This window comes from Brevinematales bacterium (assembly GCA_026415355.1).
Taxonomy (GTDB): Bacteria; Spirochaetota; Brevinematia; order DTOW01; family DTOW01; genus SKYB106.
The window spans coordinates 33,484-47,163 of sequence record JAOAHF010000006.1 but is presented as its reverse complement, the minus strand read 5'-3'; the positions used below and the strand labels follow the sequence as shown (position 1 = coordinate 47,163).

Annotated in this window: 9 protein-coding genes and 1 tRNA gene; 7 read left to right on the top strand and 3 right to left on the bottom strand. The window is 32.3% G+C overall.

Annotation, left to right across the window (positions count from 1 at the left end; translation table 11 throughout):
• Positions 1 to 81: 81 nt before the first annotated feature.
• Positions 82 to 1,065, bottom strand: coding sequence for a thioredoxin-disulfide reductase (gene trxB / locus N2712_03340; protein MCX8029009.1), 984 nt, complete (start codon positions 1,063 to 1,065; stop codon positions 82 to 84).
• Positions 1,066 to 1,343: 278 nt separating this feature from the next.
• Here trxB and N2712_03335 point away from each other — a divergent pair, with 278 nt between their 5' ends.
• On the top strand, positions 1,344 to 3,833 hold the full coding sequence (locus N2712_03335) for a DUF3536 domain-containing protein (protein ID MCX8029008.1): 2,490 nt from the start codon (positions 1,344 to 1,346) through the stop codon (positions 3,831 to 3,833).
• Positions 3,834 to 4,012: 179 nt separating this feature from the next.
• Here the strand turns inward: N2712_03335 and N2712_03330 are convergent, their stop codons facing one another.
• Positions 4,013 to 5,851 carry a TonB-dependent receptor gene (locus N2712_03330; protein MCX8029007.1) on the bottom strand — a complete coding sequence of 613 codons (1,839 nt, stop codon included), beginning with the start codon at positions 5,849 to 5,851 and terminating at the stop codon, positions 4,013 to 4,015.
• Between the two features lie 831 nt (positions 5,852 to 6,682).
• Between N2712_03330 and N2712_03325 the strand changes: the two genes are divergently transcribed.
• Together N2712_03325 and N2712_03320 are read left to right on the top strand one after the other, a co-directional pair.
• The gene (locus tag N2712_03325; GenBank protein ID MCX8029006.1) at positions 6,683 to 8,065 is read left to right on the top strand and encodes a hypothetical protein; all 1,383 of its coding nucleotides are present in this window, start codon (positions 6,683 to 6,685) and stop codon (positions 8,063 to 8,065) included.
• Between the two features lie 221 nt (positions 8,066 to 8,286).
• A complete protein-coding gene (locus N2712_03320) occupies positions 8,287 to 8,775 on the top strand; it encodes a hydrogenase maturation protease (protein MCX8029005.1) in 489 nt (162 codons plus the stop codon).
• 86 nt (positions 8,776 to 8,861) lie between these two features.
• Here the strand turns inward: N2712_03320 and N2712_03315 are convergent.
• Positions 8,862 to 8,935: transfer RNA gene (locus N2712_03315), tRNA-His, on the bottom strand.
• Positions 8,936 to 9,147: 212 nt separating this feature from the next.
• Between N2712_03315 and metK the strand changes: the two genes are divergently transcribed.
• From metK to N2712_03295, 4 genes are all read left to right on the top strand, one after another.
• Positions 9,148 to 10,302 (top strand): methionine adenosyltransferase, encoded by a 1,155-nt coding sequence (gene metK / locus N2712_03310; GenBank protein ID MCX8029004.1) that lies wholly within the window; start codon positions 9,148 to 9,150, stop codon positions 10,300 to 10,302.
• A 114-nt stretch (positions 10,303 to 10,416) separates the two neighbouring features.
• The gene (gene trxA, locus N2712_03305) at positions 10,417 to 10,728 is read left to right on the top strand and encodes a thioredoxin (GenBank protein ID MCX8029003.1); all 312 of its coding nucleotides are present in this window, start codon (positions 10,417 to 10,419) and stop codon (positions 10,726 to 10,728) included.
• A gap of 216 nt (positions 10,729 to 10,944) precedes the next feature.
• Complete coding sequence (gene folP / locus N2712_03300; GenBank protein ID MCX8029002.1) at positions 10,945 to 11,805, top strand: dihydropteroate synthase; 861 nt, start codon at positions 10,945 to 10,947, stop codon at positions 11,803 to 11,805.
• Positions 11,806 to 11,914: 109 nt separating this feature from the next.
• Positions 11,915 to 13,567 (top strand): hypothetical protein, encoded by a 1,653-nt coding sequence (locus N2712_03295; protein MCX8029001.1) that lies wholly within the window; start codon positions 11,915 to 11,917, stop codon positions 13,565 to 13,567.
• Positions 13,568 to 13,680 lie beyond the last annotated feature (113 nt).

Below are 13,680 nucleotides of genomic sequence, written 5' to 3'. Positions count from 1 at the left end.
ATGGCAATATAGAAGTAGGAAACCAAAAACAAAACACCCAGAAAGAACTTAAAACAAAAGTAAAGAAAATATTTTTGAGATTTATACTTGATGTTTTATTTTTTCAATATACTTCTCGGCGGCAACAGCTGCAATTGCTCCTTCTCCTGCAGCAGTTATTGCCTGTCTTAGGAATTTATCAACACAATCACCAGCAGCAAAAACACCCGGTATATTAGTACTCATATCATACAAATTAACCTTGATATAACCATTTTCATTCTTCTCAATTTCAGTAAAAATAGACGTATTTGGAACCATACCTATAAAAACAAAAACACCTTCTGTCTCTAAAATCTTCTCCTCTCCGTTTACTAGATTCTTTATCCTAACTGCTTCAACTCTATCGTTTCCAAGTATCTCTTCAACAACACTATTCCAGATAAATTTGAATTTAGGATGATTAAACGCTCTTTCTTGTAATATTTTTTCAGCTCTTAGAGTATCCCTTCTGTGTATTAAAGTTATACTTTTTACAAATCTAGTCAAGAAAAGCCCTTCATCTAAAGCAGTATTACCACCGCCAACTATAACAATATCCTTGTCCTTAAAAAAGGCACCGTCACAAGTAGCACAAAAAGAAACCCCTTTACCTAAAAACTTATCTTCACCCGGAACTCCTAACTTCTTATAATTAGCCCCAGTAGATATTATAACAGAATAAGATTTCAAAGTTTTACCGCTAGCAAGATTTACTCTTTTTACTTCATCCCCAAGATGAACCGAAATAACTTCATCCAACAAAACATTAAGACCGTGCTTTTTTGCTTGCTCTTCAATTCTAATAGAAAGCTCATATCCGTTTATTTCAGGAATACCAGGATAATTTTCAACTAAATCCGTAGTTGCAATCTGCCCCCCAGGTCCTAACTTTTCAACAAGTATAGTATCTAACTTTGCTCTAGAAGCATACAAACCAGCAGAAAAACCAGCAACTCCACCACCTATTATTATAAGATCATATATGTGATCTTCACTAATTTCAGATTTACTAGGCTTTACAAAAGTCCCCAACTTAATATCCATAAAACATCCTCCATACTCTATACGGGGTATGTAAATATAACAATTTTCCAACTCCATGTCAAATTAACCATAATAATTCTGTAAACTTTATTATTTTTTCAAATAGTTTTCACCCAAACCAAGATGTTTCTACAATTGCCCTCTCGAAAATACTCTTAGTACTCTACTATAGACAGGTGAATAATAATTAAAAATTGTTTTATTAACAAGGTCAAGTTTTATAGAAGATGAATTTTGCGTATAAAGGTATAAATAATATTAATCTAAGGTGGTAGAACATGAAAAAGAATAATTTCTATTTAGTTATTCACGGACATTTTTACCAACCTCCTAGAGAAGATCCATATACACAAGAAATAGACTTACAAGATAGTGCTCATCCTTGGCACGACTGGAATGACAGAATAACAGAGGAATGCTACACTTCAAATGCATTTTCAAGAGTACTCGACAATTTTGGTCACATCCAAGAAATAATTAACAACTACGAGTACATAAGTTTTAATTTTGGACCTACTCTACTTACATATCTAGAGAAATATCACAGAAGAACTTATGAAAAAATACTCGAGGCAGATTTCAAAAGTAGAGAAAGAAACAACGGGCATGGAAACGCAATAGCTCAAGCATATAATCATATGATTCTACCATTGGCATCAGATAAAGACAAAATAACTCAAATAGAATGGGGAATAAGAGACTTTGAGAAACGTTTTGAGAGATATCCTGAAGGAATATGGTTACCAGAGACTGCAGTAAATGACGTTGTGGTACAATTTTTGATACAATATGGAATAAAGTTTATAATACTTTCACCACATCAAGCTGAAAAAATACGATTTATAAATGGAAAAGAGTGGATTGATGTTTCAAAAGGTAACATTGATTTTTCTGAACCATACATAATAAGGCAACCTAACGGTGAAATCGTAGCATTCTTCTATAATGGCCCCTTATCACACGCTGTTAGTTTTAATCATCTCCTGAGGAATTCCGAAAGTTTTAGAGATGCTATACTATCATATAGAAATCCTAACAAAGATGATTTCTTACTCTCAATAGCAACCGATGGTGAAATTTACGGACATCACGAACCATTTGCAGATATGTGTCTTTCATCACTCATCTATAGGAATAGATTTGAAAACAACTTTATTTTCACAAACTTCGGTAACGTGCTTGAGATTATAAAGCCAAGGTATGAGGTAGTACTCAAGAAGGGAAACAATAACCTTGGTACTTCCTGGAGTTGTGCACACGGAGTTGACAGATGGTACAGAGATTGTGGATGTACAACAGGATCACAACCGGGATGGAATCAGTCCTGGAGAGAACCTTTAAGAAATGCTCTTGATTACCTAAGAGAAGAATTATACTCCTTAGCAGAAGAAGAAACAAAAGATCTAATAAACAATGTATGGAAGGCAAGAAACGACTATATTGACGTTGTCTTCATAAGATCTTCTCTCAAACCCAGTAAATGGAAGTCAAAGTTAGAAGAATTCCTTTCCAAACATAAAAAGAAAGAATTATCAATAGGCGAAAAAATAAAAGTACTAAAGTTTATGGAAGCACTCTATAACGAAATGCTTATGTATACAAGTTGTGGATGGTTTTTTGCAGATATATCAGGTATAGAAACAGTACAAGTAATGAGATACTCATCATATATTTTCTTCCTACTAAATGAGTACATAAGACCTGAGATAAAAGAACACTTTCTGGAAATACTATCTAAAGCCAAAAGTAACATAAGACAATTCAATGACGGTAGATGGATATTTGAAAACTGGATAGAGAAATATAAATTTACTCCCGAAAGACTACTTTCTCAATTCATACTATATAAATTCTTAGTCAACGATGGTAAAATATCATCAAATGAAGATTACTACTTCTATACAATATCTGTATATAACCCTTCTTCTTTTGAAATACACAACTTTAAAGTATTTTCAGGAATAGCAGATATATTCAACAATATAACATTAGAGAACCAAAAATTTATCTACTATATATTTGTTTCATTCGCTACAGGCGAAGTACACATATACGCAAAAGAGTACATGTACGAAGGAATAGAAACATACATACAAAAAGTGGTAAAAGAACTACCTTTCAGCAAGGTTAGAAGATTTTTTGATGATTGGTTTTCAGGAGGATATTCGCTAATAGATATCAAGTATGAAGTAAGAGAAAAAATTCTATACAAAATATTCGAAAGCAAGTTCAAATCTCTCAGAGCAAAGTCTGATTTTGAGATGGAAGAGTATATAAAGATAATAGAAAGTTACTCAATCCTAGGAGTTAAACTCCCTAAAAATGAAAGAACGCTTATATCCTACCTTTTCAAAGAATACATAGATAAACAAGCAGAAAACATACTGAAAGGACAAGACATCGACACAATTTACCTATCTAAAGTTATGAAAGTCATAAAAGAAAACAATCTCGATATATCATTCCTAAACCTAGAAAATTCATTGTATCATTACCTTCTGAACAAAATTGAGAAGGTACTTATAAGTCTAAATGAAGATGAGATTGAAAAACTGTCAACAGTCATGGATTTCATAACAAAAAACGGTATTCAAATACATAACAGAAGAGAGTTAGAAAATAAAATATACGAATTTCTATCTTCTAAAGATCTAAAAGATAAAATGGAAATTTGGAGAAGCCAGAAAAGAGATAAAGATATCTTAAAGCTACTTGATGTGTTTGAGAAATTTAATATCTCAACACTAAAATTTAGAACAATAGTGTAGCATTAAAAATCCCGATCTTATATTGATTAATGTATAAAAACCCTAGAAGGACATTGAAACTCAATCCCCAGTTTGAAAATTCCAAACCAAATATAGATAAATTTACCTAAATATCTTCTAGTAGAGAAATAACTACTCTTACAAAAGATAAAAGAGGAGCTTTGCTCCTCTTTTAAATATTACATAAAACTATACTCAAAACCAACCCATAACCATCTACCTGGCATCTCTACCCTATTTATGTCTTCGTACTTTACATTACCTAAATTGTACCCTTCAACAAACAATCTACCCCCAGTTATAACTTCGTAAGAAACCTTTCCATTAATCAATGTGTAAGTAGTATAAGGTAATAAACTACCATCCAAAGCCTTTCCTTCAAATCTGTTTCTTAAGCTTGTCATCAAATATAACTGAAAACCTTTAAATTTCTGTAATATAGATAAATTTAACTGATGCTCAAGATACTTGTCGTATCTGAATGTAAATTCATTAGGAGCTCCAGAATCAAACTTTGAATAACTATAAAATAGCTTTATATTACCGTTCTCACCTATAACTTGCGTAGTATCAAAATTCAAACCTACTTCAACTCCACCACCACTAATCCATCTTATATTAACAGCTTCAAACCTCGATCCCGGAATAGTCTTATTATCGGCAAAATCAATTATATTCAGAGCATCACGCCAAAATCCTGAAATGTACAAAAAGGTTTCTTTACTTCCATCAAAGTAATAATTCATGGTCATCTCATAGTCCCACCCTTCCTCTGGCTTCAAGTTGGTATTACCAAATGCAACTCCATCATAGTAATACAACTCAACATAAGTAGGCACTCTGAAAAACCTATTAGCGTTAAGAGAAACTTTAAACTCAGGAGTGATATAGTAATAACCTTTGAAAGAAGGCGAAACAATCGTTCCATATTGCCTATCACCAAAATACCAAAAGTCACTTCTTATCCCAAAACCAACAAAACTTCCATCTACTGGCGAAACTCCATATTCCCCAACAATAGCCATAGGTACATCATACCTATTACCTAAAAGATTTGTGATATTGCCAGAAATATTCGCAGTACTATCTATACCATTCCATCTAGCTTCTAACCTTACAAATAGATTACCAAAATTTCCAAAATCAAACAAACTACTTACATCAGTACCTACAGATTGTTTGTAGTGATTGTTAACCTGTGAAGAAGGAATAGTTATATTAACAACATAGTTATCTAAACTAGATTTGTAGAAAAAGTTAAATTTTAGCATTCCATAGTCAACATTCAGCATTGCTAAGTTAACAAACTCTTTTTCTTTTGCTTCGGTACCATAAAACCTACTAGCTCCATATTTCTTCTCGAGATGTCCTAAGAATAGCATAGTATTAGCACCATAGAGTTTGGATACTATTTTTGCATTTACAACCCAACTCTCAAATTCAGTATTGAACTTATATCCATCACTTCGTTTCTTATCAAACGAAAGTACAACTCCAAAAGGACCAAATCCCTTAGAAATAGAACCAACACCTCCAAACAATCCATAGTCGCCAGAGTAAATCTTAAACTTTAAATTCTCTTCTACTGAATCAGAAATCCTAAAATCCACTACTCCACCTATAGTATCACTACCATACATGGTAGAATTACCAGACTTCTGAATTCCTACATGATCAATATCATATACAGTAATAGGTAAAGATAAATTCAAATGCCCGCTCTGAATATCATTCAGAACAACCCCATTTAGCGCAACAGACGTTTGACTAAACCTAGTACCTCTTATAGTTAAGTCACTTTGAATATCAAAAATTTGCCTATTCTGTAAGTAAATACCAGCCTCTTCAAGAGGTGACACTATACTACCACCAATGGACCTCGAACTGAAATCCTTAACCACTTCAACATTAGCACTACTCTCTAATCCTACCTTCGTATCAATCACATACTTTTCAAACATCCCAAACCCTAAGCTAAACAAACAGCTAAACATCAAAATCAACACTACTTTCCTCATAACTACCTCCTTAAAATCGAGTACAATAATAATTGTTAACTTTTATTCTTTTCAAGTTAACTAAAAATACATCAAACAATGCATACTTATCATACCAAACTTCTAGCAACTTTCACATCCTTCACTTCTAATCTCCTCACAAATCTCTTAAAATGAGTTATCACCTGCTCAATCTTGTATTTATCTCTATCGTACTGGTACTTGCAATTCCTAAAATCTCTCTCGCATTTCTTCCTCAAAGGATATTTCATCTTGTTATGTATTCTATTCCTGATAAACATGCTATATTGTTACATACTCTCTCCTTCAATGCTTTCTCAATAAAACTCCTCCTGTCCAGAAACACCTTCTTCTACTCAGAGCATACTACTCTTGTCAAACTTTCAACAACCCTAGCCTTACCCTTTTTTACTAATACCTGTCATCACACCAATCTTGATATCTCTTTGACTTTCCTAATATTTATTTATTCTAACACTCTCATCACCATCATAGTATGCTAAAAAATTTTTGTTTGATATGTATATATCTATCCCCAATTGTTCCTACACAACTAACCTTACTTCCCTACAAGAAAACTTTCTAACTCCACAAAACACCTATTCTGCATCTATTTTTGCGGTAATCTTCATAGATTATTCTCTGTATATAGATATAAATTTCTCTGATATTCCTCATAAGAGAGATTATATCCGATTTCATAGAAACGTCAATTTTAATATACTTTCACAAAAACATTTCTCTCATGCCTAATTTTAAGGTATACAGCAATTCTTTAAACACACTTATCAAAAGTTGATAAAAACAGAATGCATTATATATAGTGTTTTTATGAATACAGCTAAAATTCCGCTAACAACTTTTTATATTGTACTTCTCTTAAGTCTTTCTCAAAATATTTTTCCGCAGTATGGTGAACAATATACGGAAGTTGGTGGTTTCCCACCATCTCCCACATACTCCCAGGTTTCTTCTAAAAAAGTACCTAAATTTTATTTTCTTGAGCTATCAAACATACTTACAAACAAGATAAACATTAATTTTGATAATGTAGATATTAAGTACATTTTGAACTTTCTTAAAACTCAAATACCTATACCAACAATTATATCTCCACAGATACCATCAAAAAGCATATCTGTTTCCTCTAAGGATGTACCAATATTCAATGTTATTCAAACAATACTCAAAGTATCTGATATTTATATTCTATACGATGGTAATACACTAATTTTTTTACCCTACCAGGAGTATGAAAAAACTCTAAGAGAAAATTTCCTTTCAACCAAAGTCTACGATATGAAGTTTGTAAACCCCAAAGAAATAAAAGAAATCATAAAACCCTATTTAACTCCTCTAGGTGAAGTTATAATTGACATAGAAAACAACACTATGGTAGTAAGAGATGTAACGATGAACTTTGAAAATATAGAAAAATTTCTAAGAGATGTCGGAGTATCACCTAGGGTAGTCATGATAAAAGTTGATATCATACAAGTTGACAGAAACAACACTTTAGATTATGGATTTGACATAACACTTGATAATATAATAAAAGGTATAACATCTCTATCTTTCCAATCTGCTCCTGTTAATGTTTCTGGGACTGGTTTATTCAGTGTTAAATTTTCTTCTGGAACTTTGGAAAGTGGCAGCATTGTCTCAGGATTAATAAAAACTCTATCAACATATGGTGATGTAAAACTTCTATCATCACCTAGAGTTGTCTGCAGAAATGGTCAAAAAGCAAAAATACTCATAGGCGACAAGGTACCATATGTAAAAAGTATAATTCAAGAACAAACACAAACTAGTACGACAACATCACAAATTGACTTCATAGAAGCAGGTATAAAGCTGGAAGTAGAACCTAGAATAACTCTTCAAGGTGAAATATCAATTGATGTTAAGGTAGGTATTTCTTCTTACAGATTTATTGAGTTAACATCAACATTAAAGTCCCCTCAAATAAACACTACTGAAGGTGAGATAAAAGCTGTAGTAAAAGATGGAGTACCACTAGTTATAGGTGGACTTGAGAAAACTTCAGACATTCTTAAGAAATCTGGTATTCCATTCCTTATGGATATACCCATCTTAGGAGATATTTTCTTCGCTAACATATCAAAATCAACTACAAGATCAACAATAATCATAGTACTAACTCCAGAAATCATTGATTATTCAATACCCAGAAGCATAACTAATGAGTAAGCATTACAGGTAAAACTTAAATTCAATACACCATATCAAATTCTAAAATAATGTTTTACCTTCGACATTACAAATACATCATAAAATGCTTATATATGTTAAAAAGTTATTATAATTTCAGAAAACATCATAAGTCGAAATTACTAGATTTGTAAATATGTTTCTAAGTTGAACATCAACTATTTTATTTTACAAACTTCTTTGAGATTTCAGGCAATAAAATGAAACTAGCTGTAGTTGGAGTAGGTCATGCATTAGGTGGTGATGACTTTGTCGGAATAAAAGTCGTTGAAGAACTCTCGGAAGAGATAAAAAATAGTAATATCGAATTTATAACCACTATGGATCCATCTAGAATCATATCTATACTCGAAGACTATGATTTTGTTGTGATAGTTGATGCGGTTTTTGGGGAGAAAGCAGGTGACATTGTACTAATAGATTACAAAAACTATCCAACCTCTCTAAAACCTATATCTTCTCACGGTTTTGAAGTACCACTCGCCATAGAAACTGCTAAAAAGCTTGGTATAGATGTTGATAAAAAGGTTAGGATAATAGGGATAACTATCACAGAGATAGTTTTATATGAAGATACACTATCTAAAGAAGTTAATTTGTCAGTAAACGAAGCAAAAAACGTTATAAAAAGTATCATAAGCAACCTAAATAACAAAAACTATCAAAACCTTACTAAAAATTCTAATTGACATTCAAGTATTTGTAAAAAATATAAAACCGTCGTTTGATGGCGGTATTAAGCTCAAATTGGTAATAACGAGTAGCAACAAGATTGGGCGGGCGACGGGACTCGAACCCGCAACAACTGGAGCCACAGTCCAGTGCTCTAACCGATTGAGCTACGCCCGCCATAAAATGACACTTGAATTATAAAAATTCTTCTAATGACACTGCAAATATAAACATTTTGAAGTTTCTCAGATCAGCTTTTTAAGAGTTACCTTAAAAGCCAGAATACTTTTCCAGAAAGAAACACCAAACCTTCAGCAAAATTCAAAATAAATTTAATTGAATTACATGAAGTTAATTACTTAGAATTCTACCGTGGTTAGGAGAGGAAGATGAGAAGATCTGGTAGATATCTCTTTACATCTGAATCAGTAACTGAAGGACATCCTGATAAGATAGCAGATCAAATATCTGACATGGTACTTGATGAGTTTATATCAGGAGATCCAAACTCAAGAGTTGCATGTGAAACTGTTGTCACAACAGGTTTGGTTTTTGTAACTGGAGAAATAACTTCAAATATCCACAATATTGATCTTGACGAAAAAATAAGAGAAAAGATAAGGGAAATAGGCTACACTGATAGCTTCATGGGGTTTGATTATAAAAGCGTAGGTATAATATCAAGTATCAAGAAGCAATCTCCTGATATTGCAATGGGAGTTGACACAGGTGGTGCAGGTGACCAGGGCATGATGTTTGGCTATGCTACTGATGAGACACCTGATTATATGCCGCTTACTATATATTTAGCACACAAATTAACCAGAGAATTAGCAAAAGCAAGAAAAACAAAAGAAATACCATTCCTAAGACCCGATGGCAAAAGCCAAGTTACAGTAGAATATGAAGATGGAGTCCCCACAAGGGTTAAAAATGTTGTAATTGCTGCTCAACACTCTGAGGACATATCCCAAGAAGAAATCAGAGAAACAATAATAAACAAGATAATAAAAAAGGTAATTCCCTCAAACTATCTAGATGAAGATACAGAATACTTTATAAATGCTACAGGTAAATTTGTCATAGGAGGCCCCCAAGGCGATGCAGGACTTACTGGAAGAAAGATTATAGCAGACACTTATGGAGGTTGGGCAAGACACGGTGGAGGAGCATTCTCTGGTAAAGATCCTACTAAAGTCGACAGAAGTGCTGCATATATGATGAGATATATAGCTAAAAATATTGTAGCATCAGGTATAGCAAAAGAATGTGAAATTCAGGTAGCATATGTAATCGGAGTTGCTCAACCTGTATCATTGGTTGTGAATACTTTCGGAACAGGAAAAGTTCCTGAAGAAGTAATCGAAAAGGCAATATGGAAAAACTTTGATCTTACACCAAAAGGTATAATAGAGTATCTCAAGCTAAAAAGACCAATATACCAAAAAACAGCAGTTTATGGACATTTTGGTAGAAATCCAAACGAAGAACCTGAATTTACATGGGAAAAAATAGATAAGGTTAACATATTTAAATCCATCTAAACTGCTATGATAATTAGTACTGTTGAATAAAAACAAATTTTATTAGTTTACCAGTACAGGAACTGGTAACAATGAAAAGAATGTTTTATATTGATTTGAGATCTGGAGGGAAGTATGAAAGAATTAGATACAAACACTTTCGAAGAAACCATAAATAAATCGCCTATATGTTTAGTTGACTTTTGGGCTGAATGGTGTGTACCCTGTAAAAGGATTGCACCCATATTAGAAGAACTCTCAAAAGAATATGAAGGTAAAGTCGAGTTTTTTAAAATCAACGTTGATGAAAATCCAGAAATAGCCTCAAAGTACAAAATAACCAGTATACCAACGCTGTTATTTTTCAAAAATGGTCAACCTGTCGACAAAGCAGTAGGCGCTCTACCAAAACAAAATATAAAGCAATTTATAGATACAAATCTGTAATAACAAAATTTGAAGATTAATAGATAAAAATATTTCAAAATCCAATAAATTCCGTTACACATAGAGTTGAATCAACTAGCGAACTATTAATCAGAATAATACTTAAACCAATTTGGTTTGCTGCCAAATTAACTACTAAGGATATTCGTATAGATATGAAATATTTCAAAACTAATAAATTAGAAACAAAATGTCTAGATCTTTTACTTTTAGTATATGACGAACAATAAAACGATCAAGATACGAGGTAAAGAATTTGATTTTTCAATCCACAAATACTGCATGGGTGTTTTAAACATAACTCCAGACTCATTTTACAGTAACAGTAGAGTAAGCATTGACAGTATTCTAAAAGTAGTTGAGAAAATGGTTTCAGATGGAGTTGATATTATTGATATTGGCGGAGAATCAACTCGACCGGGATCTGATCCAGTACCAACTGAAGAAGAACTACAAAGAGTTATACCAGCAATTAAAGAAATCAGGAAACATTTTCCTGAACTACCAATTTCAGTTGATACCTACAAATCCAAAGTAGCAGCTATAGCTCTAGATGAAGGAGCAGATATTATAAATGACATATCTTCAGGAACATTCGATGAAGAGATGGTAAAAGTAATCTCAAAATATCAATGTCCTGTCATACTAATGCATATAAAAGGAACCCCAAAAAACATGCAAGAAAATCCTCAATACAAGGATGTAGTAAGAGAGATAAAAGAGTTTCTAAGAGCAAGAGTAGAAATTTACGAAAACATGGGGACAAAACCAGAAAATATAATAATCGATCCAGGTATAGGATTCGGCAAAAAACTAGAACATAATATACTAATAATAAGACGACTAGCAGAACTAAAACAACTTGAAAAACCAATATTAATCGGCATCTCAAGAAAATCTATGATAGGAATGATGTTAGATGGAATACCACCCGAAGAAAGATTACCAGGAACAATTGTGTTAAATACTATATCACTCCTTAACGGAGCATCAATAATAAGAGTACACGATGTCAAAGAAGGTAAGCAAACCTGTAGAATAGTAGAACAAATCATCTCATACAACACTTTAAAATAAAACAAAACTCTACTCAACTTACAATCTACACACTAAAACCCCTTTTTAACCACCAAACTTATTGAATTAAAGAAATGAATTTTTTATATTTTCTGAAATGGAGAAAACTATGAGAAAATTCACAATTATACTTTTACTTGTTTTCTCAATCAATCTAGTATTCGCAGTTGATTTTTGGCAGTTTAGAACTTCAGTCGGTAGCATATACAATACTGATCTTGAGAGAAAAATGTTTGAAGAATATATAAAAACCAAACGAATTGGAGACATTGAAACCTGGCTTATATTGGCATCAGGAACATATGATCCCAATAGGATATTATACTACAAATCTCTAATAGACAAAATGTCATCTGAAATAAGTAACTCAGTAAAAGATAAGAGAGTATCAAGATATGATTTGGCCAAACTTATTTTTGACTATCTACATCAAAACGTATTTAAGTCATACCTCGAACGATCAACCGACCTAGATCAACTTTTTGATACAGGATACTACAATTGCGTAAATTCAACCGCTATCTATAACATTCTTTTAAAGAGATTTGGTTTCGATCCAAAAGTTGTCCAATTACCAGATCATATTTTTTCGGTAATATATCTAGACAACTATAAAATAGAAATCGAAACAACTGCCAGAAAAGGCTTTGATGTAGTTAGGAACCCAGAAGCAATAAAGGAATTAAGAGAAAGAACATCTTATGTTTATATACCTGAAGGTAAAGGATTTAGAGTAGAAATAGGTGACGAAGGATTAATAGCTTCTATGTACGCAAATCAGGTTTTAAATTATAAGGATACAGGAAACTACACAGAAATACTAAAGGCTTCCATAAAAGCATTGATACTTGAAACAAATTTATTTCTGGCTTATACAAACTTAAGAAGTTCATATATAGGGATTTTTACAGACTATGTTAAAAAGAAAGATTACGAAAATGCCATTCTCTTCGCAGAAGAATCACTACAAATATTCAAAAATGATAGAGAAATAAAAGAACTTTTGTCCTCTTTTTACTATAATCTAGTATTAACCCAAATAGAAACAAAAGATTTTCCAAAGGCTATCAAAACAGCATACTACATAAAGACCAACAAAACCGAATACTATAGTAGTGTAGCAGAACTCACAGATTATCTAGTTATAAACTGGGCAAAAGCTGAAATCCAGAAAGGTAACTACGATAAAGTATTTAATATATTTTCTATCTCATCAAACATAGACAGGAAAAGAACATATAACGCAGGAGTAAACGCTCTAATAGAAATATCCAAAATACTAGCTAATATGAAAGAATATGACAAAGTTATACAATACCACAAAGAGTTTCTTAAGATGTTTCCAGAAGGTAAAGAAGCTGAACAAAATCTTGGCTACTATTATAACTTGTGGGGAGTAGATCTTATGAATATAAGCAAACTTGAAGAAGCAGTGATAGTATTTGAAGATGGTATGAAATCACTTCCAAAAGATAATATACTTAGACAAAACGCTTCAATAGCATATGCTAGACTAGCTCAAATACACTTTGACAAAAAAGATTTTGAAAACTCTCTCAAGTCTATAGAAAGATCAATAGAACTCAACAACTCAAAGCAACTTGATAACATAAGAAGAAACATATACATTGGCTGGGCCAGACACATAGCATTTAGTGAAGAAAATTTCAGAAAAGCAAAAGAAATAACTTCAAAAGGCCTTGAATACTATCCTAATGATCCAGAACTCAAAAGAATATATGACTACGTATCAAAAAAATAGCACTAAATATAGTAATCAAATCAAACATTACCAAACTTAGAAATACTATCTTTTCTGGCATACGCTTAATAGTGTCTCAAAACAAAAATACCACCAAGAAATGAGAAAGAGCG